Source organism: Actibacterium pelagium, from assembly GCF_002285415.1.
Lineage (GTDB): Bacteria > Pseudomonadota > Alphaproteobacteria > Rhodobacterales > Rhodobacteraceae > Actibacterium_B > Actibacterium_B pelagium.
Map to the genome: position 1 here is coordinate 1 of NZ_NSBU01000004.1, position 24288 is coordinate 24288.

21 protein-coding genes are annotated in these 24288 nt (G+C 57.7%); 12 read left to right on the forward strand and 9 right to left on the reverse strand.

What is annotated here, in order from left to right; genetic code table 11:
• The coding region (locus tag CLM58_RS00290; RefSeq protein ID WP_198950941.1) for a hypothetical protein at positions 1–2280 on the reverse strand (2280 nt) is incomplete at its 3' end.
• Between the two features lie 627 nt (positions 2281–2907).
• Here CLM58_RS00290 and CLM58_RS00295 point away from each other — a divergent pair.
• The gene (locus CLM58_RS00295; protein ID WP_095593927.1) at positions 2908–3354 is read left to right on the forward strand and encodes a YHS domain-containing (seleno)protein; all 447 of its coding nucleotides are present in this window, start codon (positions 2908–2910) and stop codon (positions 3352–3354) included.
• Positions 3355–3439: 85 nt separating this feature from the next.
• Here the strand turns inward: CLM58_RS00295 and CLM58_RS00300 are convergent, their stop codons facing one another.
• Positions 3440–4057, reverse strand: coding sequence for a TetR/AcrR family transcriptional regulator (locus CLM58_RS00300; protein WP_095593928.1), 618 nt, complete (start codon positions 4055–4057; stop codon positions 3440–3442).
• A gap of 151 nt (positions 4058–4208) precedes the next feature.
• Here CLM58_RS00300 and mbfA point away from each other — a divergent pair, with 151 nt between their 5' ends.
• The 4 genes from mbfA to CLM58_RS00320 all read left to right on the forward strand — a co-directional run bounded on the left by mbfA (position 4209) and on the right by CLM58_RS00320 (position 7931).
• Positions 4209–5186 carry an iron exporter MbfA gene (gene mbfA, locus CLM58_RS00305; RefSeq protein WP_095593929.1) on the forward strand — a complete coding sequence of 326 codons (978 nt, stop codon included), beginning with the start codon at positions 4209–4211 and terminating at the stop codon, positions 5184–5186.
• The gene (locus CLM58_RS00310) at positions 5187–6113 is read left to right on the forward strand and encodes an AEC family transporter (RefSeq protein WP_095593930.1); all 927 of its coding nucleotides are present in this window, start codon (positions 5187–5189) and stop codon (positions 6111–6113) included.
• Complete coding sequence (locus tag CLM58_RS00315) at positions 6110–6565, forward strand: YaiI/YqxD family protein (RefSeq protein ID WP_095593931.1); 456 nt, start codon at positions 6110–6112, stop codon at positions 6563–6565. Before CLM58_RS00310 ends, CLM58_RS00315 begins: the two co-directional genes overlap by 4 nt.
• 223 nt (positions 6566–6788) lie before the next feature.
• On the forward strand, positions 6789–7931 hold the full coding sequence (locus tag CLM58_RS00320; RefSeq protein ID WP_095593932.1) for a hypothetical protein: 1143 nt from the start codon (positions 6789–6791) through the stop codon (positions 7929–7931).
• A gap of 32 nt (positions 7932–7963) precedes the next feature.
• Here the strand turns inward: CLM58_RS00320 and CLM58_RS00325 are convergent, their stop codons facing one another.
• The gene (locus CLM58_RS00325) at positions 7964–9205 is read right to left on the reverse strand and encodes an MFS transporter (protein WP_095593933.1); all 1242 of its coding nucleotides are present in this window, start codon (positions 9203–9205) and stop codon (positions 7964–7966) included.
• Between the two features lie 112 nt (positions 9206–9317).
• Here CLM58_RS00325 and zapE point away from each other — a divergent pair, with 112 nt between their 5' ends.
• Positions 9318–10406 (forward strand): cell division protein ZapE, encoded by a 1089-nt coding sequence (gene zapE / locus CLM58_RS00330; RefSeq protein WP_095593934.1) that lies wholly within the window; start codon positions 9318–9320, stop codon positions 10404–10406.
• Positions 10407–10472: 66 nt separating this feature from the next.
• Here the strand turns inward: zapE and tdh are convergent, their stop codons facing one another.
• The 3 genes from tdh to CLM58_RS00345 form a co-directional block, all read right to left on the reverse strand.
• Positions 10473–11498: an L-threonine 3-dehydrogenase gene (gene tdh / locus CLM58_RS00335; protein WP_229666205.1), complete on the reverse strand. Its 1026-nt coding sequence runs from the start codon at positions 11496–11498 to the stop codon at positions 10473–10475.
• An 8-nt stretch (positions 11499–11506) separates the two neighbouring features.
• The gene (locus CLM58_RS00340; protein ID WP_095594760.1) at positions 11507–12694 is read right to left on the reverse strand and encodes a glycine C-acetyltransferase; all 1188 of its coding nucleotides are present in this window, start codon (positions 12692–12694) and stop codon (positions 11507–11509) included.
• 92 nt (positions 12695–12786) lie between these two features.
• Entirely contained in the window at positions 12787–13356 is a 570-nt protein-coding gene (locus CLM58_RS00345) for a helix-turn-helix domain-containing protein (protein ID WP_095593936.1), read from the reverse strand.
• Between the two features lie 214 nt (positions 13357–13570).
• On the opposite strand from CLM58_RS00345, the gene CLM58_RS00350 reads away from it, so the two are divergent.
• Entirely contained in the window at positions 13571–14746 is a 1176-nt protein-coding gene (locus tag CLM58_RS00350; protein WP_095593937.1) for an acetyl-CoA C-acyltransferase family protein, read from the forward strand.
• Positions 14747–14828: 82 nt separating this feature from the next.
• Positions 14829–17288 carry a response regulator gene (locus CLM58_RS00355; RefSeq protein ID WP_095593938.1) on the forward strand — a complete coding sequence of 820 codons (2460 nt, stop codon included), beginning with the start codon at positions 14829–14831 and terminating at the stop codon, positions 17286–17288.
• A gap of 3 nt (positions 17289–17291) precedes the next feature.
• Here CLM58_RS00355 and yaaA read toward each other — a convergent pair whose 3' ends face one another.
• The 3 genes from yaaA to CLM58_RS00370 form a co-directional block, all read right to left on the reverse strand.
• Positions 17292–18071, reverse strand: a complete 780-nt coding sequence (yaaA, locus tag CLM58_RS00360; protein WP_095593939.1) for a peroxide stress protein YaaA — start codon at positions 18069–18071, stop codon at positions 17292–17294.
• Between the two features lie 54 nt (positions 18072–18125).
• A complete protein-coding gene (gene recQ, locus CLM58_RS00365; RefSeq protein ID WP_095593940.1) occupies positions 18126–20171 on the reverse strand; it encodes a DNA helicase RecQ in 2046 nt (681 codons plus the stop codon).
• A 74-nt stretch (positions 20172–20245) separates the two neighbouring features.
• Positions 20246–20521 (reverse strand): YggT family protein, encoded by a 276-nt coding sequence (locus CLM58_RS00370; protein ID WP_095593941.1) that lies wholly within the window; start codon positions 20519–20521, stop codon positions 20246–20248.
• A 132-nt stretch (positions 20522–20653) separates the two neighbouring features.
• Between CLM58_RS00370 and CLM58_RS00375 the strand changes: the two genes are divergently transcribed.
• The 4 genes from CLM58_RS00375 (at position 20654) to arfB (ending at position 24284) form a co-directional block, all read left to right on the forward strand.
• The gene (locus tag CLM58_RS00375) at positions 20654–21226 is read left to right on the forward strand and encodes an acyl-CoA thioesterase (RefSeq protein WP_095593942.1); all 573 of its coding nucleotides are present in this window, start codon (positions 20654–20656) and stop codon (positions 21224–21226) included.
• 30 nt (positions 21227–21256) lie between these two features.
• Positions 21257–22633, forward strand: coding sequence for an MFS transporter (locus CLM58_RS00380; protein ID WP_095593943.1), 1377 nt, complete (start codon positions 21257–21259; stop codon positions 22631–22633).
• Positions 22600–23496, forward strand: a complete 897-nt coding sequence (gene mepA / locus CLM58_RS00385; RefSeq protein WP_095593944.1) for a penicillin-insensitive murein endopeptidase — start codon at positions 22600–22602, stop codon at positions 23494–23496. The genes CLM58_RS00380 and mepA overlap by 34 nt, the downstream gene beginning before the upstream one ends.
• Before the next feature lie 371 nt (positions 23497–23867).
• Positions 23868–24284 carry an alternative ribosome rescue aminoacyl-tRNA hydrolase ArfB gene (gene arfB, locus CLM58_RS00390; RefSeq protein ID WP_095593945.1) on the forward strand — a complete coding sequence of 139 codons (417 nt, stop codon included), beginning with the start codon at positions 23868–23870 and terminating at the stop codon, positions 24282–24284.
• The last annotated feature ends 4 nt before the right edge of the window (positions 24285–24288 follow it).

Below are 24288 nucleotides of genomic sequence, written 5' to 3' on the forward strand. Positions count from 1 at the left end.
CTCGAAGTTCGCAAAGTCCAGGTTCGACTGGTCATTGCCAGAGGTGCCGTCGATCTCGTAGCCCGAAGCACCCACCGTCTGCACATAGCCATCCGGCAGAACCTCGTAGACCGTCTTTTCGTCGTAGGTCCAGTCCAGATCCGTGAACGACCACGTGCCATCATTGGCCGTCACCGTCCAGCGATCCCCTTCGCCTGCGTCCCAGACACCGTTCTCCTCACCTTCGGTATCCGTCCAGTCAAACTCGCCGTTGCCATCCAGATCAATGAAGATCGTCACACCACCAAGGCCAGGCTCTCCATCTTCAATCGAGCCGTCACCGTCCAAATCGTCGAACTTCGTACCATCAATGTCGAACAGCTCGAAGTTATAGAAATCCGTGGCTTCGAAGGCGCCATCACCGTAGGTCTCACCACCTACCACAGTCACGCCATACCAAGGTGTTGTTGTAGGTGCCCAACCCCCACTCGGACCGTCGATATCCTCAATGACGAAATAGTCTCCGACCATAACATCTTCGAAAAGATAAACCCCGCTGTCATCGGTGGTGTCAGTCTGAACTGGTGTTGCGGAAGACAGTGCAGCGGCGATTTCTGCGTCGCTGAGTGATCCGTCGCCGCTCGTATCGATCGCGTCTTCAAACAGGTACACTGTCCAACCAGAAATCGGAGTATTGGTCCCAGAGGCTCCGTCACCTGCAAGGTCATTATATTTGATCCCGGTGATATCGCCGGTAGGCTGATAGTTGCCGAAATTGTTGCCGGAAACCTCTGTCTCTAGATCGGAACTTGTAGGGTCGAACACATATCCGTTCGGTCCCAGAATTTCATCGCCTGTATTGAGGCCTGCGTCCAAGATTGGATCTCCGGCCGGACCTTGTTCCCAGCCATCCTGCATAACCTCGACAATCAGGTATTGCGCATCTTCGATTAGAGTAGGGCCATCGTACAGCTCTGAGTAGGGGACATTCGCGTCCAAAAAGAAATTCAGTTCGTAGAACCCGTTGATATCGGTGATGTCGGTAGCATACGCCCCAACATCATATTCCAGTTGGTCAAGAACCCCGTCTCGATCCAAGTCGATATAGGCGCGAATTTCCCAGCCACCCAGCTCTACTTCTGTGTCGTCCTTGACACCATCTACATCAAGATCATTGAATTTGATGCCCGTGAATTCGACAAATGTCCGAACGGACCACTCTTCAAACCCGGAGTTATTAGTCCAATCGGCCACCAGTTCGCCGTCGACGATGTAATCCTCCTGATGACCAAAGTCGGAGTAGAGAGTGACATAAGTACCATCATTCACATCAACCGTCGTAGCACCTTCGAAAAACTCCAACGGCACATACAGGATCATGTCAGAGACACCCGAGCCAGACTGGAGTGTGTAATCCAGAGCGACCCAGTTATCGTCGACGAGCACGCCAGACTCATTATATGTATCGAGCGAGTATACGAGCTCGCCATAGGTATCTAGCAGCGCCGGATCGCCAGATGGCACCTGACTGTCCGAGACGTAGATTTCGACCTGATCAAGTGAAAGGTAGCTTGTCGCGCCTGAGTCCGGTTCGTTGATGTCGAGTTGGAATTCAAGATAGAGCGTCGCGTTGCCCTGGTCGTCATAGAGCGTGACGACTGGAATATCGCCAAAGAACAGGTCGCGCGTGAATCCCGGGGAGTTATTTTCGTCATTGTCCAGAGGGCGATCAGAGGTGTTGTAGCCATCTTCTTCTGGATCATTGGTGCTAATGCGTACAAATGAATTGATCAGGCCTGTACCTGCGCCAACGGCATCATTCGAATAGACCGCACCGTTGAGTGTATCGCTTCCTAGTTCTGGACCAGTCAAGTCAACCTGGGCACCCGCATCGTCGCCAATCCCGTCAGTGAAGGTCGCAAAGGCTGTATCGGTTCCATCATATGCCGACAGAAGGAACCGTTCACCTGCGCTGTCATCCGGATTGACATACCAATCGGTAACGATTACACCGTTCGCCTCACCGTCCAGATCACCTTCGCCGCCATCGGTGACAGTCCAGCTATCATGCCCGTCACCGCCCAGATCGACGGTGGTGTCGTCTGCAGTACCATAGATGCCGTCGGGGCCCGCATCGCTGACATGTTCGACTTCGAAGGTGACAGAGCCACCTTCATCGACACCGGTCGCGGTGATCTCTGCGGTGGATCCCGGGGCATAGTCGTCTAGGTCGGTCGAGACGCTGAGACCATCATCAAGGATTTCTTCATCGTTCAGGATAACTTCGTTGTCAGACGGCATGACAATGCTCCTAGTTGCCTATGTTGCCCTGAACGTCTGAATCAACTGTCCACCCCTGCGACCAGACCGGGCTAATGTTCGAATGCCCGTTTCCGGGCAGAAAAATCTTTTGGGCCTTACGCCAATAAAAAAGGCCGCCCACCTGCCGGTAGACTGCCTGTTATCCTGCGCTCAAATCGCCAATCTATTCTCTTACAAATACGAAACCCCTACACAATGTGCGCATTTAAGGGACAAACTAATTAAAATGAGATGATTGATCCTGTTTTAAATACAATTAATTAAACTAGTTTCGAACCAACCAGTTTATTTGTCAACTTCTTGTTCAAAATGTGTCTAAAATAAGGCGGTCACTCATCTCAAAACTTGTGATCGCCTTTAAGAAAGCCGATACAAATATTTCAAAAGCCAGAGGGTAGCACCGTCAAGTTTGAAAGAAACTGGACTAGATTGGTGCCATTTCCGCGAATTTTGCCAAAAGCCCTCACGCTTGGTCACGCGACCGCGAGACACGCGCTCGTGAACTGAGCCTCAGGTCCGGCTTGGTTAGGCTGACGCCATCACATCGCCCCCCCCCAAACGCGACAACACACAATCTGTTTCGCACATATCAAAAGGACCTTACACATGAAGCGACGCCAGTTTCTTGCCACCCTTGCTGCCGCCAGCACTATTTCCCCGTCGATCGTACGCGCCGCCGAGCCAGAGATCTTCCAGACCGGTGGTGTCGCCATTAACGGGACCGACCCCGTCAACTATTTCAACGCTGGCAAGCCTGACAGTGTTATGAACAAGCATTCCGTCAGCTGGAAAGGTGTCGAATGGCAGTTCAACACTGCTGAAAACGCCGAAGCCTTCATGGCCACGCCCAATGATTTTGCACCGGTGTTTGGCGGCTATTGCGCTTATGCGGCGTCGCTTGGCTATCTGGCCCCGACCGTTCCCGAAGCCTGGACAATTTATGAGGGCAAGCTTTACCTGAATGCCAGCCTTCGCGCGCGCGAGCTTTGGCTGCAGGACATCCCGGGCAATATCGCCAAGGGGCAGGCCAACTGGCCCGGTATTCTTGGGTAAGTCACCCAATCCGTGGGCTTTGCCTTCGACAATGCGCGGCTTTTGCAGAGCAAGTGTCTTGCGATGTGGGGCCACCGCAATGCGATCAGTCTTTGGAAGCACCATAACGCGCAAGGAAGGTCTGGACCGCCCCCGTCAGGACTCGTTCCAGCTCTGCCGGTTCAAACTGCGTTTGAACTCCGGTAAACATTTTTGGAAAGATCGAAGCCTTACAAAGCTCATGGAACTGGTCAGCGGCGAGATCGGCATCATCAACGTTTAGCAGGCCCGCGGCATCCGCCTCTCGCAGATAGGTCCCTAGGTGATCGCGAACTTGCTTTGGGCCGGCCTCATAGAACATCTGCCCAAGTTCGGGGAACCGCCTGGATTCCGCCGCACAAAGGATCAATTGCGCCTGTCCCAGTTCTGAGGTGATGAACGACTGCAAAAGCTTCCCGGCCAAATACAGCGTCTCTTCAGGAGCATCGGTCGGATCGAGCTGATCCAAAGCAAGCTCTGTCAGGCGCGCGGCTTCTGTCCGGGCCACCTCGGCGAACAGCAACCGCTTATCCGGAAAATAGTTGTATAGTGTGGCCTTGGACACGCCGGCGGCGCGGGCAATGTCATCGACACTTGCCCCTTCAAACCCGTCACGCACGAAAACCTCGCGAGCCCCTTTCAGGACTTGCTCGAATTTTCGACCTCGGTTGATTTCCTTGGTCATATGCTTTTCTTTCCCATCCCGGACAAAATTATAAGCGCTACTTTCAAATCCAGACAACCCCACCCCCGGACGATCATTCGGGTGCTTCGCTTTTTCACATTGTTCTTTTCCGACGCACGGTTACGTTGGCAGCAACGAGGAAGGAGCCGACATGATCCCCGGCATTCAACACCGCAAACGTTTCGCGGAGCTTTCCGAACAGGAAGTGCTTGCGCTGGCCATCTCATCGGAAGAGGACGATGCCCGCATCTATCGCAGTTTCGCTGAGGCGCTGCGCCCGGATTTCCCGGACTCCGCTGCCATTTTCGAAGACATGGCGACCGAGGAGGACACCCACCGGCAGTGGCTGATCGAACGCCACAAGGCCCGCTTTGGTAACACGATTCCGCTGATCCGCCGGGAACACGTGTCTGGCTTCATCAACCGCCGGCCGATCTGGCTGACCCAGAACCTGAGCCTTGACAGCATGCGCGCCGAGGCCGAGCGGATGGAAAGCGACGCGCAGCGTTTTTACCTGAAGGCCGCACAGTCCAGTACCGATGCAGACACCCGAAAGCTTTTAGGGGACCTTGCCGCCGCCGAGGGCGGGCATGCGGACAAGGCCGAGACACTGGCAGAAGAGCATCTGGATGACGAGGCCCGCGACCGCGAAGATCGGGAGTCGCACCGCCGGTTTGTCCTGACTTGGGTACAGCCGGGGCTGGCGGGGCTGATGGACGGATCGGTATCGACCCTTGCGCCGATCTTTGCGACAGCCTTTGCCACGCAAGACACATGGACCACGTTCTTGGTCGGGCTTGCCGCGTCTGTTGGTGCTGGTATTTCGATGGGCTTCACCGAAGCCGCATCCGATGACGGCGAAATCTCGGGCCGCGGTTCACCGATAAAACGCGGTATCGCCTCGGGTGTCATGACAATGGTCGGTGGGCTTGGGCACGCTTTGCCCTATCTGATCCCCGACTTCTGGACCGCCACGATCGTTGCTTTCGTCGTGGTGTTCATTGAGCTTTGGGCCATCGCCTGGATTCAGAACAAGTTCATGCAGACGCCCTTCCTGAAAGCGGCGTTTCAGGTTGTCTTGGGTGGGGCGCTTGTCTTTGCGGCCGGCGCGCTGATCGGAAGCGGCTAAATGCTTGACGTCTTTTTCAAAACCCTGCCGTTCTTTCTGATGATCGGGCTCGGCTATGGTGCCGGTCGGCGTGGCTTCTTCAGCCCCGAGGCCACTGCGGCCCTGACCAAGTTCGTCTTTTACTTCGCACTTTCCGCGATGCTGTTCCGGTTCTCGGCAAACCTGTCTTTGGGTGAAATCCTGGATTGGAACTTTGTCGGTGCCTACCTGGCAGGTTGCATCATCGTCTATGTGCTGGCGACAGCGGTGGCGCTCTTTCGCAAAGAGACCACGGCCGTTGCCGCGATCGAAGCGCAATGTGCCGTTATCGGGAACACAGGGTTCTTGGGCATCCCGATGCTGGCATTGCTGATGGGCCAAGAAGCTGTTGGCCCGATCATGCTGGTTCTTGCCGTCGACCTTATCGTGTTTTCCAGTCTGATCGTCATTCTGATCACCGGATCAAAAGAAGGACGGCTTTCTCCTCGGGTTCTTAAAACAGTTGGCTTGGGGCTTTTGTCCAACCCGATGATCGTCGCGATGGCGCTTGGCCTTAGCTGGTCCGCTTTGAAGTGGCCGATCCCGGCACCGATGAACGAGTTTCTGACAATCCTTGGCTCAGCTGCTACGCCCGGCGCTCTGTTTGCCATCGGCGCGTCTCTGGCCGACAAGTCTGCAGAGCGGATCGAGGTCGCGGGCTGGCTGGCCTTTGCCAAGCTGGTCCTGCACCCGGCGGCGGTCGCCGTCTTCGCCTTGCTGGTCTTCCCAGTGGAACCCTACGCAGCCTCGGTCATGATCGCGGCGGCGGCCCTTCCGGTGGCCGGGAATGTCTTCATCCTTGCCCAACACTACGGTGTCGCGCCACAGCGCGTGTCGGCCTCTATTCTTGTGTCGACGGCAGCCAGCATCGTGACGGTGACCGCCGTGATCGCCTGGGTCGGCACATGATCTATGTTGACGCCGACGCCTGCCCGGTGAAACCCGAGGTCGAAACCGTCGCCACCCGCCGCCGGGTCGAGGTACGGATGGTGGCCAATGGTGGTTTGCGCCCGTCACAAAACCCGCTGGTCCAGATGGTCTATGTGCCAGACGGACCGGATGAAGCCGACAAATGGATTGCCGAACAGGCGGGCAAAGGTGACGTGGTCATTACCGCCGATATTCCGCTTGCCGCAAAAGCCGTCGAGGCCGGTGCGCGTGTATTGAATCACAACGGCGAGGCGTTCACCCCCGCCAACATCGGCAACAAGCTTGCAACGCGCGACCTGATGGCGGATTTGCGCGCGGCAGACCCGTTTCGGCAAGGGGGCGGCAAAGCCTTTTCCAAATCTGACCGAAGCCGATTTCTTGATGCTCTGGACCGTGCGTTGAATGAGATCAAGCGTCAGGGCAAAGCTTAACCAGCTAACCTCAAGCTTCTTCGGCGCCCCCACTCATCGTGAAAAGATAGGGTGGTTTTCTATGGGCGTAGGCGTAGGCTGGTAAATAAGATACTCTTTGTTTCACGCGCATACCGGGCTTACGCCCACTTTGTTATTCAAGTCGGTTAGCTTAATGCCCAATTACTGCAGTTCAACCATCACAACGATGCCAATTCCCAACGCAAGGGCGACCTTGTCGGTGATGGCTGTTCCGCCACAAATGGTGAAGCTGAACAGCCTGCTTGGTCTGCAGGTGCAGGCGCAAGCTCGTGCCGATATGAAGCTTGCGGACATGTTGCCGAAAACGACTTCGGATGCGTTTTTGCGTACCACACTCAATGCGCGCGCGCCCCAAGTCAGGTTGCCAGCCGTTTTGCCGCCGGGCGGCGGCGCGATGATTTCGATGATGACGAAACTGGGCGCGGTATCTCAAACCTTTCCGATCACGAACCCGCGCCAACTGATGGCGCAGATCCAGCAGGCGTTGAAGTGTCTGGCCTCGCGCACGCTGCCACAGGCGCAGTCCATGCCCCCGATGGTGATGCAGAACATGGTGCTTGCAGCAAGGATGACGCTGACGCTTCGGGCAAGAGGGATTTGCCCTATGGCGCTTGCCCGTGTCGACGCAAGTTTCGCCGCAAAGGCTGGCACGACCAGCTCTGGCCAGACTTTTTCCACGGCCATGGGGTTTGCTGCAACGCTGCCGCGCGTCACCTTTCCACCGTTTGCCCTGCCCGGGCCAAGGGTACAGATGGCTTGGAACATGGCTGCCTTGGGGCAGGCGGCGGCCCTTCCCACTGCGATGGGCCTACCGCCGATGTCCGACCCAAGTCTGACAAAGGCGCTGCTAAGTCAGCTTGGTGTGCTATCAACCATTCCGGTACCCGACATGCCGGTATCGCTGGACGACCTGAAAGCGATGGCCGACAAGCTGGAAGACCTCGCCACCATTCAGGAAGCATTTGGGCCAGACGCCCTGACCCCCGCCGGGGTTTCTAGGGTGAATGCGATGCTTAGGTTCATGAGCTCGCTTAAAATTCCGCTCCCACTGCCTGCTCAGACCTTGCAGGTGCATTTGGATGCACTTCCTGATCTTGATGATGTTCTCTCAGGCATGCAGGCCGCCAGTTCTGGTGCAATGAACATTGCCGCGTCGATGAGCGTTGCACCACCGCCTGTTCCGATCATGCCGCTTCTAGAACAGCTGGCCAATCTTAGCAAAATGCTTAACCCGGCGGGCCTAGGTCCCTGTCAGTCCTGCGCTGGTCAGCTTAGTACGGCAATGAACAGCATGTCTGGCATGCAACTGCCATCCCCGCCGCCGTTGCCGCCGCTTCCCTTTTGAGAGATTGACCTCACACCCCGTCCGGGAATGCTCTAGGCAGCTGCCGCTGTCATCGGGCGCTCTTTCACCGGCAGGTGCACGATGGCCGAGAACAGCCCGACGCCGACGCCGACCCACCAGACCAGCGTGTAGTTGCCATAGATGTCATACAGCCGGCCACCCAGCCACACGCCCAGGAACGAACCCAGCTGGTGCGAGAAGAAGACGATCCCGTACAAGGTTCCCATGTAGCGCAGGCCATAGATATAGGCGACCAGCCCGCTGGTCAGCGGCACGGTTGCCAGCCACAGCGCCCCCATCACGACAGAGAACACGATGACCGAAGTCGGTGTAATCGGCAGCATTATGAATACCGCCGCTGTGATAGTGCGGCCAAAGTAGATCGCCGACAGCAGGTACTTGCGCGAATATCGCTTCCCAAGCCAGCCAGCCGTAATCGTCCCGACGATATTGGCAAGCCCGATAAGCGCGATGGACATAGCGCCAAGGGCCGAGGTTGTGCTGACGCCGATCCCCGCAAGAATGCCGGTCGGGTCAATGGCCCCGCACATCTCTGTCACGAAGGCCGGGAAGTGAGCGGTCACGAAGGCCAGCTGATAGCCGCAGGAAAAGAAGCCAAGGAAGATCAGCGAATAGGACGGGTCGCGGAACGCCTTGCCAAGGATCTTGCTCATACTTTCTTCCAGCTCGGCCTTGCTGGCGACCTCAGGGGTGCGCATCATCGGCAGAGCGAAAAGAGACAGCAGGATGAAGGCCGCGAATGCCAGGAAGACCTCTTGCCATGACATGAAGCTTAGCATCCATTCGGCGGTCGGTGCGCCGATCACCTGACCGGCAGAGCCCGCCGCTGTCGCGATCCCCAACGCCATCGAGCGGTGTTCGTCACTGGCAGCGCGACCAACAACGGCAAGGATCACGCCGAAACCCGTGCCCGCGATACCGAAGCCCACCAGCATTTCCAGCAACTGATGCTGCCCCGGGGTGATCGCATAGGATGACAGGATCAAACCGGTGGCATAGGTCAGCGCACCAAGAATGATCGCACGGCGATCTCCGAACTTCTCGGCGATGGCGCCGAACAGGGGCTGGCCGATACCCCAGAACAGGTTCTGGATCGCAATAGCGAATGAGAAATCCGCCCTTGGCCAGCCGAACTCTGTGGCAATTGGGATCTGGAACACGCCAAAGCTAGCGCGGACGGCGAAGCTGATCATCATGATGATGCAGCCCCCGATTAGGACGGGTGTAAACAGGCGTGCTTGGCTTTGGGTCATGTCAGGTCTCCGTGCCCATTTCTTGTCCAGCACACCACCTGCGGTCAAACAATAAATTGTGTGGCAACAGTTCAGCTTTTCTTATCCGTCGCGGAGGTTTAAGCCGTTTTCCATGACCGAAACATTGCACGATATCTACAATCAGCGCATCGCGGCAGGCGAAATTCACGAGGATCAAGCCCAGATCGCCGTTCTTGGCCTGTTCGAGAACCTGCGCGAAGCACTGCAGGACGCGCCGCAAGAAGCTGGTGGTTTTTCCTTGTTCCGCCGCAAGAAAGCGGCGCCAGCCCCAGCGCTAAAAGGATTGTATGTCTGGGGCGGTGTCGGTCGTGGCAAGTCCATGATCATGGACCTGTTTTATGACCACGTCGATATTTCGGGCAAACGCCGCGTCCACTTCCATGCTTTCATGCAAGAGGTCCACGCAAGCCTGCATAAGATGCGCCAGTCCAAGGGTGACGACCCGCTAAAGCAGGTGGCCGAAGAGATGACCCGCGACCTGCGCCTGCTGTGTTTCGACGAGATGCAGATCACCGATATCACCGACGCGATGCTGGTGGGGCGTCTGTTTGATTTGCTGTTCGAAAGCGGTGTGACCATCGTTACGACGTCGAACCGGGTTCCGGACGACCTGTACAAAGACGGGTTGCAGCGCGAACGCTTTGTCCCGTTCATCGACACCATCAAAGAGCGCCTGACAGTCTTCGAACTGGTCTCGGACACCGACTATCGTCAGAACCGCCTGACGGGTGAGAAAGTGTATTTCACCCCCGCCGGGGCCGAGGCCCGGAAATCCATCGACGCGATCTGGGACGATCTGGCAGCTAGCACCCATGACAAGCTGGTCCTGACCGTCAAAGGTCGTGCGGTCGAACTGCCGAACTATCACAACGGCATGGCCCGCGCCTCGTTCTGGGATCTTTGCGGCAAGATGCTGGGGCCGGGCGACTATCTGGCAATCGCCGAGGCTGTGCGCCTGCTGGTACTGGAAGACATCCCGCAATTGGGCCGCACCAATTTCAACGAGGCCAAGCGCTTCGTCACCCTGATTGACGCATTGTACGAGGCCAAGGTCCGCCTGATCGCCTCGGCCGCGGCAGAGCCCGAGATGCTGTATGTCGAGGGCACGGGCTCTTTCGAATTCGAACGCACCGCCAGCCGCCTGCGCGAAATGCAGGACAAGGATTGGGGGCTGGATTAAGCCCAAGCACCCCGCCCTGTTCTCTGTGTCTCGCCCAGAAGGGGAGAGCCCCTTTGGGAAGACGGATTACGTCCAGTCCAGCACGACCTTCCCGCTGCTGCCTGCGCGCATGGTTTGAAAACCTTCGGCAAACTCGTCGACTTTGAAGCGGTGGGTGATCACGCCCCGCACGTCCAGCCCGTTTTGCAGCATGGCGATCATCTTGTACCAGGTTTCAAAGATCTCGCGGCCGTAGACGCCTTTGATGGTTATGGCCTTGAAGACGATCCGGGACCAATCAACAGGGGATTTGCCCGGTGGGATGCCCAGCATCGCAATGCGACCGCCCATGACAAGGTTCTCGACCATCTGATCCAGCGCTTGCTGATTGCCGGACATTTCCAGCCCGACATCGAAACCTTCTTTCATTTTCAGCGCGCCTTCGACCTCGCGCAGGTTCTGCTTGGCGACGTTGACCGGAACCACATCGGCCACGCGGGCTGCAAGGTCCAGACGATCCTGATTCACATCGGTGATCACAACATGACGCGCGCCTACGTGGCGGGCCACGGCAGCAGCCATGATCCCGATCGGGCCAGCACCGGTGATCAACACGTCCTCGCCCACCAGATCAAAGCTGAGAGCGGTGTGAACCGCGTTGCCAAGGGGATCTAGGATCGCCCCGATCTCATCATCAATTTCGTCTGGCAACGGCACAACGTTGAAAGCTGGCAACGCAAGATATTCAGCAAAAGCGCCCTGCTCATTCACGCCAATCCCACGCGTTTCGGGGTCCAGATGAAACTTTCCAGCCCGGCTTTGACGGCTGTGTTTGCCGATCAGATGCCCTTCACCCGAGCAACGCTGCCCGATCTCAAGATCGGAAACGTCACTGCCAAGCTCGACAATTTCACCGGCAAATTCATGGCCAGTGACCAACGGGACTGGCACTGTTTTCTGGGCCCACTCATCCCAATTCCAGATGTGAATATCGGTGCCACAGATGCCGGTCTTATTGATGCGGATCAGCACCTCATCCGGTTTGATCTCGGGCACCGGGCGGTGCTCCATCCACAGGCCCGGTTCGGGCTTGGCTTTGACGAGGGCCTTCATTTCGTTGGTCATGACAATACCCCTGTTTTGCGGCCTGCAGACTCAAACGCGGCCAGAGCAGCATCCAGATCATCGCGGGTCAGAGCGGCGTTCATCTGGGTGCGGATGCGGGCCTGCCCGCGTGGCACGACCGGGAAGAAGAACCCAGCCACGTAGACCCCGTTTTCGTACAGCGCGTTGGCCATGTCCTGGCTAAGACGCGCATCCCCCAGCATGACGGGGATGATCGGGTGTTCCCCGGGCAGAAGGTCAAAGCCAAGCTTGGTCAACCCGTCGCGCCAGTAAGCAGCGTTATCAAAAAGCCGCGCACGCAGGTCATCGCCCGCCTCGACCAGACGCAGCGCCTCTAGCCCCGCAGCCACGACAGACGGCGGCAAAGCGTTCGAGAATAGATAGGGCCGTGCCCGTTGGCGCAGAAGGTCAATCACCGGTTGGGGCCCGGCGATATAGCCGCCAATCGCGCCGCCCAAAGCCTTGCCCAAAGTGCCCGTCAGAATATCCACTTCGACCCCATGATGCGCGGGCGTGCCCTGCCCCTTTGGCCCCATAAAGCCCGTTGCGTGACAATCATCAACCATCACCAAAGCATCGTATTGCTTCGCCAGCGCGGTAATCTGCGGCAGCGGTGCCAGATAACCATCCATGCTGAAGACGCCGTCGGTCGCAATCATGATATGGCGCGCACCATCGGCGCGGGCGGCTTTCAATTGCGCCTCCAGCTCGTCCATATCCGCATTGGCATAGCGATAGCGCTTGGCCTTGCACAGCCGAATACCGTCGATGATCGACGCGTGGTTCAGCGCATCCGAGATCACCGCATCTTCCGGCCCCAACAGCGGTTCGAATAAAGCACCATTGGCATCGAAACAGGCCGCAAAAAGGATGCTGTCGTCTTTGCCAAGAAACTTGGCCAGCGCCTGTTCCAGCTCCCGGTGCAGATCCTGCGTCCCGCAGATGAACCGGACCGAAGCCATGCCATAGCCGTGATCATCCATCGCCCCCTTCGCGGCTGAAATCAGCGCCGGATGGTCGGCCAGACCAAGGTAGTTGTTGGCACAAAGGTTGATCACCTCGCGGTCACCCACCTGCACCCGCCCGCCCTGCGGCGAGGTGATCAGGCGTTCGCGTTTATAAAGGCCCTGATCCTCGATCTCGGTCAGGGTCTCGGTGATATGGGTCAGGAAAGAATCACTCATTGGGGCCTCCGTTTCGCGATCCATCTAGCATAACGGAAGCACGTCCCAAATAGGAGAATTCCCTTTTTGCGGAATTTTTCCGTTATTATGGATTACACGTCGTCGAATACCAACAAAAACGCCACGGCCGACCCATCTATCGAGCGGATGGAATGCACGGTGTCGGCCGCATAACGGGCGCTGTCGCCTGTCGCCAATTGCTCGGTCGCGTCGCCAGAGGTGACTTCGACCATGCCATCAAGAACCGTCAGATGTTCGACTGTCCCACGCTTGTGGGGCTGGCTGTCTAGGCTGCCCCCCGCGCTGAGTTCCAACTGATAGACTTCGTTCCGCCCGGCCTCTTCAGGCGGTGAAAGAATGCGAATGCGGCAGCCTTCGCCGCGATTGTCGATGGTCGGCGCTTGGTCACGACGAATGACCTCGATCCGGTCCGTCTTGGCGGTTTCGTCCAGCAGACCCGCGAAATCCACCTGCAAGGCGCTCGTCAGGTTCCAAAGCGTCGCAATCGTGGGCGAGGATTCGCCCCGCTCGATCTGGCTGACCATGGACCGGGAAACGCCCGATAGCTTGGCCACTGCTTCAAGCGATAGGCCCTTCTCTCGTCGGGCCTCTTTTAGCCGCGCGGGCAGGCGCGACAGGATATCGTCATCTTTCTCCGTCATTGCGGAAAAATGGATTGCAGTTCGCTGACTGTCAATTGGTCTGGTGCAATTCACCGCCCGCGTGACAGCGCGAGGGCGACAAGCCAGCAGGGACCGACACCAGCCAGCCCCCTCGATTTGCGCGACATGAACTACGTAACGTACGGTTTCCATCCCTGAAGAACTTCCCCTAAGCTTTGCCAGACCAAAGTCACCAGGATCGTGGGAGAGATACATGACTGACATCGTAGTATTGGGTGGGGCCCGTACAGCAATCGGCACATTCGGAGGTTCGCTGGCAGGGACACCCCCGATCGATCTGGGCACCGTCGTGGCCAAAGAGGCGCTAACCCGTTCAGGTGTTGAAGCCGATCAGATCGGCAATGTTGTCATGGGCCACATTATCAATACCGAGCCGCGCGACATGTATATCAGCCGTGCAGCCGCTATCGCGGCGGGCATTCCGCACACCACCCCCGCACTGACCTTGAACCGTCTGTGTGGCTCTGGCCTACAGGCGATCGTTTCGGCGACCCAATCGCTGATGCTGGGCGATGCAGAGTTTGCCCTTGCCGGTGGTGCCGAAAACATGAGCCGCGCACCCTATATCATCCCGTCTGCGCGGTGGGGTCAGAAGATGGGGGATGTTGGCGCAGTCGACATGATGCTCGGGGCCTTGAACTGCCCGTTTGGCACTGGCCACATGGGCATTACCGCAGAAAACGTTGCGGCCGAGAATGACATCACCCGCGAGCAGCAGGATGCCTTCGCGCTAGAAAGTCAGGAACGTGCGGCCAAGGCGATCGAGAACGGCTATTTCAAAAGCCAGATCGTTCCGGTTGAGGTCAAGAAGCGCCGCGAGATCGTCGCCTTTGACACGGATGAACACCCGAAAGCCACCACCATAGATGGGCTTGGCTCACTGCGTGCAGCCTTCAAGAAAGACGGCACCGTAACGGCCGGCAACGCGTCGGGCCTTAACGATGGCGCAGGAGCGGTCGTGCTGGCAACGGCCTCGGCGGCTGACAGTGCCGGGCTGAAGCCGCGGGCGCGTATCCTTGGATATAACATCGCCGGGGTGCGCCCCGAAGTGATGGGCATCGGTCCCGTTCCCGCCGTTCAGGGCCTGCTGGATCGCACGGGCCTGTCCCTGTCCGATTTCGACGTGATTGAATCGAACGAGGCTTTTGCAGCACAGGCGCTGGCGGTCAGCAAGCAGCTTGGCCTGGACCCGGCCAAGGTTAATCCCAATGGCGGCGCCATTGCCTTGGGCCACCCGATCGGTGCCTCAGGCACGATCATTTTCATCAAAGCACTGTACGAGATGGAGCGGATTGGCGCCAAACGCGCGCTGGCCACCATGTGCATCGGTGGCGGACAAGGCATCGCCGTCGCGATCGAGGCGATGTAATCCGCCCCGGTAAAGTGTGTTAACGGCGTTTTTAGACGTTTTGTGAAATCCTGCGCCCTGATTACAGGGTGTAGGATTTTTTATGGAAATGGATTCGGCTTTCGCCGCAGAGAAAGCGGCGAGGATTAAGGCCGAGGAGGCTTTGGAAGACGCGCGCGGCAAGCTTGCCAGTTTGCAACGCCAACTGCTTGACGGCCCCTCCGTCACATCTTCTTCGAATGTAAACACAGCCTCCGGGTCAATGGTTTGGGGTGGGCTGGATCATTTGGGCGACGGCATCGCCATTTATGATCGTGACCATCGGCTGGTGACCGCGAATGCCCCCTATCTTCGCAATATATCCTTAGACCTAGCAGCCGTAACGGGCTTGGGATTTTCTGAAATCCTTCACAATCTGTCGCAAAACGGCCATGTCGATCTGGAAGGTCAGGACCCGGAAGCTTGGCACAACCAGATTCTAGAACGCTGGTCATTAGAGACAATCCCGGACGCGACGATCAGGCTGGATTCGGGCAAGTATTTCAAGATCAAAGACCGTCGCACCCCAAACGGTGAAATCGTCAGTTTGGTGGTCGACGTCAGCGACCTGATGCAAATATGTGCAGGGATAAACACGATCTCTGATGGGTTCGTGATTTATGATCGCGACGAGAAAATGGTTCTTTGCAACCAGCGCTATAAGGAGATTTACAAACTTCCGCCCGAGATCGCCCACCCCGGCAACTCTTTCAAAAACATTCTTCAATATGGGTTGGACAATGGCCACTATGCCGAAGCGATCGGCCGCGAAGACGCCTGGCTGAAGGGTCGGCTGGAAGACCACCGCCGCAGTGACAGCGCGCTAGAGCAACCGCTAAGCGACGGGCGATGGTTGCGGATCGAAGAAGCTGCAACCCCCGACGGCGGACGTGTGGGGTTGCGCGTCGACATTTCGCACCAGAAGGCCCAGCAAAAGGCCTTGGATCAAGCACGCGCAGCCGCCGAGGCCGCCAATCGCGCCAAATCTGCATTCCTCGCAAATATGAGCCACGAATTGCGCACTCCAATGAATGGCGTGGTCGGCATGGCGGACATTCTTTGCGAGACCCGACTAACGGACGAACAAAGGCTCTACGCAGATACGATCAGGAATTCAGGGGAATCGCTGCTCAAGCTACTTAATGACGTATTGGACTTCTCGAAGATCGAAGCAGACAAGCTGACCCTGCACCCCGAACCTTTCAATCTGGAACACACGATCCACGAAGTTGTCATGCTTTTGCGGGGGAATGCGATCGGCAAGGGGCTGGAGCTTTATATCGACTATGACCTGTTCCACCCCACATCCTTCATCGGTGATCAGGGTCGCATCCGGCAGATTTTGACCAACCTGATCGGCAACGCGGTCAAGTTTACAGAAGCAGGCCATATCCTTGTTCGTGTTGTTGGAATCGAATCCGATGCCATTGGCCAACAGCAAATCCACATCACGGTCGAAGACACGGGCATCGGCATCTCTGAAGAGATGCAGTCGCATATATTTGGTGAGTTCAATCAGGTTGAAGACGTCGAGACCCGCAGGTTTCAGGGCACGGGCCTTGGTCTTGCGATCACCAAACGTCTGGTTGAACTTATGGATGGTGACCTTTGGGTGGAATCGACAAAGGGAAGCGGATCGTGCTTTGGCATTTGCCTGACATTGCCGATCACCGAAACCAAAGAGGTAGAGCCTGAGACCTCTTCGCTTGAAAACACGCGCATTCTGGTTGTCGATGATCAAGAGGTGAACCGCACCATTCTAGAGCGTCAGTTTACCCCGGTAGGTGCGCAGATTGTCACCTGCGCCAGCGGTCCTGATGCGTTGCGAAAGATAGAAAGTGGGGCGACGTTCGACCTGATTATCACAGACTTCCTTATGCCGGAGATGGACGGAATAGAGTTGTCGATGAAACTGAAAGAGGCACGTCCCGAGACCCCTATTGTCATGCTGACTTCGGACCCGACCGTCTTGGGGCGACCAGAGATCCAAACCTGTGTGGACAAGGTGCTGCAAAAACCCAGCCTGCGCAAAACACTACATGAAACGCTGACCCAACTGATCAATGGTGCTTCCGACCCGCAAGCCAATCCGTCCCGGATCGAAAACCGTGACGTCAGGGCTAGGTTGCGTATTCTCGCCGCCGAAGACAATCAAACCAACCGCCTCGTCTTCCGCAAGTTTCTGGAAGGGGAAGACATTGATTTGACCTTCGCCGAAAACGGTCAACAAGCAGTCGACGCTTACTGCGAAGATCGGCCCGACATGATCTTCATGGATGTCTCGATGCCAGAAATGGATGGCAAGACGGCCACGCGGATCATCCGAGAGATGGAGCAGTCTCAAAACCGGCCGCCGATCCCGATCATCGCCCTGACAGCGCATGCGCTGCCCGGCGATGATGCTGCTTTCCTCGCGGTCGGAATGAACGCCTATCTGACCAAACCTTTGCGGCGGTCAGAGATCCTGACAGCGATTCAGACCCATTCGCCCTCGGCCCGCACGTCTTTAGTTAAGGCTGGCTAGCGCCTAGGCAGCCTGAGCTTCAGCACGCAGGAAAACAGGCTGCTCTGGGGTCGAGCGATCTGCGTCATAACGGTAGCCACCAAGGGTGAAATCGCGCAGATCCTCTGGATTGGACAGGCGGTTCTCCATCACGAACCGCGCCATGGAACCACGGGCTTTCTTGGCAAAGAAACTGATGATCTTCGCGTCATTTCCCCGCTGCTCAAGGAAGACAGGGGTGATCACCTGCAGCGCCAAGGCCTTGCGGTCCGCCGCTTTGAAATACTCGGTCGAGGCGCAGTTGATCAATGTGTCAGTGCCCACCGCTTTGCCCTGCTGGTTTAAAGCTTCGGCCAGTTGATCGCCCCAGTAATCATACAGCGACTTGCCCCGAGTGTTCGCCAGACGGCTGCCCATCTCAAGCCGGTAAGGCTGAATCAGATCCAGCGGGCGCAGCAACCCGTAAAGCCCCGACAAAATACGCAGGTGATCCTGAGCCCAACGCAGCGCATCTTCGTCCATGGTCGGGGCTTCCAATCCGGCATAGGTGTCGCCTGCAAACATCAAAGCGGCAGGGTGCGCGTTCTCGGGGGTCGACGTCGCCTCGAACGAGGCAAATCGCCCGGCGTTCAGCTTTGCCAGATCTTCGCTGATCTTCATCAGTTTTTGAAGGTCGGGAACGTCCAGATCCCCGGCCACTTTCGCCAGATGGGTCGCGTCACTTTGGAAATCTGGCAGCGTTGCGTCAGGACGCGGGGCTACGGTTTCATCCAGTCGTTTAGCAGGGGAAATGACGACAAGCATGGCGATCCTTTGTTCAGAACTTCATGGCAGGAAAATAGAATGCTGCGCGGCGGGTCAAGCCTCTTCTAGGACGCGCAGGAAGGCAGGGCCAAAACGCTCTGCCTTCTGGGGGCCCATGCCGGGCAGGCGTTCAAGGTCAGACAGGTTGGCGGGGCGGCGTTCCGCGATATGGCGCAGGGTCGACGGATTGCAGCTGAGGAACTTCAACGTGCCGCATTCGCCACGGGTCAGCTCCATCTGGGCGGCCTGAAGCTGATCAAAGATCGGCCCGGCCTCGCGGCCTGCCAGTTTGCGTCGCGCGGGATGTGCCTCGGGCGCAGGGGCGCCGCGGATAACCTCTAGAAAATCGGCGCCGTAGCGTTCCAGTTTCTTTGCGCCGACCCCGCTGATCCGGGCCATGGCGTCCAGAGTATCGGGTCGCGTCTCGGCCATTTCGATCAGGGTCCGGTCGTTGAAAATCATGTAGGCAGGCAGCTTGGCGGCTTCGGCAAATACCTTGCGCTTGGCCTTTAGCGCGGAAAGAAGCGGCGCGTCCTCGTCCGACACAAGCATCTTGACCGACGGGCGCGAGGGCGCTTTGGCCACGCTATCCTTGCGCAGCTCAATCGTGTCCTCGCCGCGCAACAATGGCCGGGCATTTTCTGTCATCCGCAGCGCGCCGTGGCGGTCGGGATCCGGGCGCACAAGATCGCGGCCCATCATCTGCCGGATGATGGCCTGCCACTGACGACGGTCGAATTCACGCCCCACGCCAAAGGTTGGCAGCGCGTCATGGCCGCGGTCGCGTACCTTGTCGGTTTCCTTCCCAAGAAGGATGTCGATCAAGTGGCCAGTCCCGAAATATTCGCCCGTTCGAAGTATGGCTGAAAGGGCTTTGCGCACCGCTTCGGTCCCGTCAAAGGTTTCGGGCGGGGTGTCACACAGGTCACAGTTGCCGCAGGGTTTAGAAGCCTCACCGAAATAGGTTAGCAACGCCTGCCGACGGCACCCAAGGGATTCCGCCAGCCCCAACAAAGCATTCAGACGGCCGTGGTCCGCCATGCGCCGTTCTGGTGGGGCGGGGCTTTCGTCGATTTGCGCGCGTTTCTGGCGAATGTCATCCGGGCCATAAAGCGTCAGGGTTTCCGCCGAGGCCCCGTCACGACCAGCGCGACCAATTTCCTGATAATAGGCCTCGATCGACTTGGGCAGGTCAGCGTGAGCCACCCACCGGATGTCGGGCTTGTCGACGCCCATGCCAAAGGCTACGGTGGCGACGACGATCAACCCGTCTTCGGACTGAAACCGCGCCTCAACCGTGCGGCGGTCCGGGGCCTCCATCCCGCCGTGATAGAAACAGGCGCTATGGCCTGCCTCGTTCAAAGCAGCAGAAAGGGATTCCGTTTTGTTCCGCGACCCGCAATAGACAATGCCCGACTGCCCTTTGCGGGCGGCTGCGAAATTCATGATCTGGCGGCGGGGCGTGTCCTTGGCGGCAAAAGCCAGGTGGATATTGGGCCGATCGAAGCCATGCAGGAACGTCTGCGGCTCGGCCCCATCGAAAAGGCGATTGACGATTTCTACCCGGGTTTCGGCATCTGCCGTCGCGGTGAAGGCGGCCAAGGGCACATCCAACGCCTGTCGCAGCGCGCCGATCCGCAGGTAATCCGGGCGAAAGTCATGGCCCCATTGGCTGACGCAATGCGCTTCGTCCACGGCGATCAGGCTGACGCCGGCGCGGTGCAACATGCGCGCCGTGCCCGACGAGGCCAGCCGTTCCGGTGCCATGTAAAGAAGTTTGAGCGACCCGTCCTCAAGCCCTGCAAAGACCGCGTCGGTCTCTGCCTCGGTATTGCCAGAGGTCAGGGCCCCTGCGGCCACACCCGCCTCTTGCAGCGCCCGCACCTGATCGCGCATCAGGGCAATCAGTGGAGAAATCACCACCGTCAGGCCGGACCGACACAGTGCTGGCAATTGGTAACACAGGGATTTTCCGCCGCCCGTAGGCATGATGGCCAGCGTGTTCTGCCCTGCGATCACTGCATCGACGATCTCGGCCTGACCGGGACGAAACCGGTCAAAACCAAAGACGGAAGACAACAGCGATTGGGCTGAAGACATGGGACCTGCGGGGCTTGAGTAAAACTGCTCTTATTTCCCTGCACTATCCCACGCTAGGAATCCGCGAACAAGGCTTAGAGGTTATTCGCCAGAATAATCCGAACCGCATAAAGCCCGACCAGGAACACAAGCGGCGCCAGATCGATCCCGCCCGTGTTCGGCAGGAAGTTTCGAATACGCGAATAGACCGGGTGCAGGATACGCTCCAGCCCATCCCAAACTTGGGCCACAAGGGGCTGACGCAGGTTCAGAACCTGGAAGCTGATCAGCCAACTCATGATGATGTGCGCGATCACGATGAACCAAGCGATATCAAGGATCAGGTAAAGAATTTGCAGGATCGAAGTCATATCAGTCAGAGCCTTACGGTTGGTCAGTCCCCTACAGCTAAGCGCAACTTGTCGCAGTGGCAAGAACCTAACGCAGCGTCGCCGTTGACGCCGCTGCCGATCGGTCACAACTGTTCGGCGAAAGGTCCTCCCATGTATCCCATTATTCGTTTCGCCAAAGAAATTCTGAAACAGCGCCGCGCCCAGAAGCTTGGCCTCTTCGACACCCATGTCAGCAAGCATATCTGCTGGCCGTGGGACATCGACATCTGGATGGAGCTGAACAACGGCCGCACACTGACCCTGTTCGACATGGGGCGCTTTGGCCTGTTCACCCGGCAACGCATGCTGAAAGCGATGATGGATCAGGGCTGGTCGGGGACTGTTGCAGGCTCGACCGTGCGGTACCGCCGCCGCATCCGCGCTTTCGACCGGTTTGAGATGCGCACCCGTATCCTTGGGTGGGATGACAAGTTCATCTACATCGAACAAGGCATTTGGCGGGGCGAGGACTGCGCCAACCATTTGCTGCTGCGCACGGCGATCACCGACAAGAACGGACTGGTGCGCACCAACGTCGTTGCAGACCGTTTATTGGATGGTGCCGTAAGCCCGCTTTTGCCCGATTGGGTTCGGGCCTGGGTCCGTGCGGAAGCCCAACGTCCATGGCCGCCAGAACTGACCGAGAAGAAAGCCCCCTTGCCGCCACCCACTGTTGCCGCTTAATAATTAACCAAATGGGGTTGGGCGGACAGTATGGCGACAGAAGCGGAAAAGAAACGCATTTGGGGATGGTATGCCTTTGACTGGGCCAGCCAGCCATATAACACTCTGCTTCTGACCTTCATCTTCGGCCCTTACATCAAAGAGCTTATGGGCGACGGTGCCCGGGCGCAGGCCATCTGGGGTTATGGGATTGGTGCGACCGGGATAGTGATCGCGGTTCTTGCCCCGCTTCTGGGGGCGATCGCGGATCAGTCAGGCTCTCGCCGGCGGTTCATTTGGCTGTTTTCGTTACTGTATGTGGTCGGCGCTTACGGTCTTTGGTGGACTGCACCCGGTGACTTCAACGTCTTCACCACGATGCTACTCTTCGCCATCGGACTGATCGGGATGGAATTCGCGACGATCTTTACCAACGCGATGTTGCCTGACCTTGGCCCCAAAGAAAAACTGGGACGGATTTCTGGTACCGGATGGGCCGTCGGCTATCTTGGTGGGCTGGTCACGCTGGTTCTGATGCTGGTTTTACTGGCCGAAAACGCCACAACCGGGAAGACCCTGATCGGGATCGACCCCATCTTCGGTTTGGATGCCAGCGCGCGCGAGGGCACACGTGCGGTCGGCCCCCTGTCAGCCATCTGGTACGCGGTTTTCATGATCCCGTTTTTCCTGTGGGTCAAAGAGACCCCGAAACCCAATGCCAAGCCGATCCGGCGCGCCATCTCAGACGGTAAGGCCGAACTGATGGCCAGCCTGTCACTGCTGCCGAAACAGCGCAGCTTGTTTGCCTATCTGGGCTCGTCCATGTTCTATCGCGACGCGCTGAATGGCTTCTATGTCTTCGGCGGGATCTATGCCGCCGGGGTATTGGGCTGGTCGGTGATCGAAGTGGGAATCTTCGGGATCATCGCGGTGGTTTCGGGCGCATTGTTCGCGTGGCTCGGTGGTCGGATGGACGACCGTTTTGGCCCCAAGCGCGTCATCTTCGTCAGCATCCTTGTCCTGCTGGGACTGGCTGTCGCCGCCTTCTACACATCTCGGACCGAAGTCATGGGCCTGCAAGTCGGACCCGACTCCCGCCTGCCCGACCTGACCTTCTACGCCATCGGTGCGTTGATCGGCGGCGCAGGTGGTACGCTGCAATCCGCCAGCCGCACCATGATGGTGCGTCAGGCCAATGGTGGCCGCATGACGGAAGCGTTTGGTCTTTACGCCTTGGCAGGTAAAGCCAGCTCTTTCCTTGCTCCGCTTCTGATCGGGCTTTTCACTGATTTGAGCGGAAGTCAGCAATTTGGAGTGCTTCCGATCATCCTGCTCTTCCTTATTGGATTGATCCTGTTAATCTGGGTGAAACCGGACGGCGAACGAGCAGACACATGGTCCGTAATACCCTCTTCGCCCTCATCGTAGGGCTAGTGGCGGCAAGCGCACAGGCAGAAACCCCAGCAAGTCAGCTTTTCGGGGCTAAGAAGTTCGGGTCCAGACAACAGCCAGCAGCCATCGGAACCTATGCACGCGGATGTGCCGCGGGGCTAGAGCAATTGGCAGAAACCGGTCCCACCTGGCAGGCCATGCGCCTAAGCCGCAACCGCAACTGGGGACACCCCGAAACCATTGATTTCATCCAGCGCCTCAGCCGCGAGGCCACGCGCCACGGCTGGAAAGGTCTGTATATCGGCGACATCAGCCAACCGCGCGGCGGCCCAGCCACCAGCGGGCACCGGTCGCATCAGATCGGGCTGGATATCGATATCTGGATGCTGCCGCCGAAGCGGTTGAACCTGACGCGGAACGACCGCGAAAAGATCAGTTCGCTCAACATTCGCAGTGATGATCAGCGCCGTGTGAACGACAACTGGACCTCAGCCCACGCAGCGATCCTGAAGGCAGCCGCCCTTGATCCGGCGGTGGACCGTATCTTTGTCACGGCCCCTGCGAAGGTCGAGATGTGCAAGACCGCGACCCGTCAAGATAAGAAATGGTTGCAGAAAATCCGTCCTCTTTACGGGCATAACACCCATTTCCATGTGCGGCTGAAATGTCCAGAAGGCTCGACAAACTGCAAGACGCAGACACCGACAGTCGCAAACCTTTCCAAAGGGGGCGATGGCTGTGATGAAACGCTGCGCTGGTGGGTCACTGACTATCTGAAGCCACCCAAAGTGCCCAAGTCAGCCAAACCGGCGAAACCTGCCCCGCGCAAGAAGCATCCGCGCGAATACACCATGGCAGAGCTTCCTAGACAGTGCCAATCGGTCCTGAAATCCCGCTAATTGCCATCATTTACGCATGCTGCACGCAAAAACATCAATTTGTGGGCATTAACCCCGACCCATTGCGGATTTTCTTTTGACATACACCAAATCTGTGGCACCCTGTGGATAACGGCAACAGCAGAAAGGAGGTGGTCCAGTGTCTAGAGTGATATTGGAGAGAGGTGTCCGAACAGTTGGGGAGGCCGTAACCTGAAAGCAGACTTTTAGGTTGAACATTCCCGATTGGGCTTTGCTCTAACTGGCCCATCTCCCAAAAAACTCGAAGGGCTGACCGACATCCGGGCAGCCCTTTTCAGTTGCTGAAACACGGATGTGTTTTGCATACAGAACCGGTACAGAACCCGTACATACGATTTGGCAGACCGACCTTGCGGATTACCGACAGCATAACCTTGGAAGACTGGGAACTGACTGAACAGTTCATCCGTGCCTCTGGCCCCGGTGGGCAGAACGTGAACAAGGTCGCCACGGCTGTCGAGCTGCGGTTCGAAGCCGCGCGCAGCCCCAACCTGCCAGACCCGGTCAAAACGCGCCTGCGCAAGCTGGCTGGACGGCGCTGGACCAAAGACGGGGCGATCATCATCCAGTGCGACGAGACCCGCAGCCAGTCCCGCAACCGCGAAATTGCGCGGGAACGTCTGGCAGAGTTGATCGTCAAAGCCACCCACAAGCCCAAGCGGCGCATCCCGACAAAACCGACCCTTGGATCGAAACGCCGACGCTTGGACGCGAAGAAACAGCGCGGGCAGGTCAAAGCACTACGCGGTAAAGTTGATCGGGATTAGCTCT

What these genes read in the sequence shown, in the direction of transcription:
- CLM58_RS00295 (WP_095593927.1), top strand. Translation starts at nt 2,908, where the DNA reads ATGAAGCGACGCCAGTTTCTTGCCACCCTTGCTGCCGCCAGCACTATT.
- CLM58_RS00300 (WP_095593928.1), bottom strand. Translation starts at nt 4,057, where the DNA reads ATGACCAAGGAAATCAACCGAGGTCGAAAATTCGAGCAAGTCCTGAAA.
- mbfA (WP_095593929.1), top strand. Translation starts at nt 4,209, where the DNA reads ATGATCCCCGGCATTCAACACCGCAAACGTTTCGCGGAGCTTTCCGAA.
- CLM58_RS00310 (WP_095593930.1), top strand. Translation starts at nt 5,187, where the DNA reads ATGCTTGACGTCTTTTTCAAAACCCTGCCGTTCTTTCTGATGATCGGG.
- CLM58_RS00315 (WP_095593931.1), top strand. Translation starts at nt 6,110, where the DNA reads ATGATCTATGTTGACGCCGACGCCTGCCCGGTGAAACCCGAGGTCGAA.
- CLM58_RS00320 (WP_095593932.1), top strand. Translation starts at nt 6,789, where the DNA reads ATGGCTGTTCCGCCACAAATGGTGAAGCTGAACAGCCTGCTTGGTCTG.
- CLM58_RS00325 (WP_095593933.1), bottom strand. Translation starts at nt 9,205, where the DNA reads ATGACCCAAAGCCAAGCACGCCTGTTTACACCCGTCCTAATCGGGGGC.
- zapE (WP_095593934.1), top strand. Translation starts at nt 9,318, where the DNA reads ATGACCGAAACATTGCACGATATCTACAATCAGCGCATCGCGGCAGGC.
- tdh (WP_229666205.1), bottom strand. Translation starts at nt 11,498, where the DNA reads ATGAAGGCCCTCGTCAAAGCCAAGCCCGAACCGGGCCTGTGGATGGAG.
- CLM58_RS00340 (WP_095594760.1), bottom strand. Translation starts at nt 12,694, where the DNA reads ATGAGTGATTCTTTCCTGACCCATATCACCGAGACCCTGACCGAGATC.
- CLM58_RS00345 (WP_095593936.1), bottom strand. Translation starts at nt 13,356, where the DNA reads ATGACGGAGAAAGATGACGATATCCTGTCGCGCCTGCCCGCGCGGCTA.
- CLM58_RS00350 (WP_095593937.1), top strand. Translation starts at nt 13,571, where the DNA reads ATGACTGACATCGTAGTATTGGGTGGGGCCCGTACAGCAATCGGCACA.
- CLM58_RS00355 (WP_095593938.1), top strand. Translation starts at nt 14,829, where the DNA reads ATGGAAATGGATTCGGCTTTCGCCGCAGAGAAAGCGGCGAGGATTAAG.
- yaaA (WP_095593939.1), bottom strand. Translation starts at nt 18,071, where the DNA reads ATGCTTGTCGTCATTTCCCCTGCTAAACGACTGGATGAAACCGTAGCC.
- recQ (WP_095593940.1), bottom strand. Translation starts at nt 20,171, where the DNA reads ATGTCTTCAGCCCAATCGCTGTTGTCTTCCGTCTTTGGTTTTGACCGG.
- CLM58_RS00370 (WP_095593941.1), bottom strand. Translation starts at nt 20,521, where the DNA reads ATGACTTCGATCCTGCAAATTCTTTACCTGATCCTTGATATCGCTTGG.
- CLM58_RS00375 (WP_095593942.1), top strand. Translation starts at nt 20,654, where the DNA reads ATGTATCCCATTATTCGTTTCGCCAAAGAAATTCTGAAACAGCGCCGC.
- CLM58_RS00380 (WP_095593943.1), top strand. Translation starts at nt 21,257, where the DNA reads ATGGCGACAGAAGCGGAAAAGAAACGCATTTGGGGATGGTATGCCTTT.
- mepA (WP_095593944.1), top strand. Translation starts at nt 22,600, where the DNA reads ATGGTCCGTAATACCCTCTTCGCCCTCATCGTAGGGCTAGTGGCGGCA.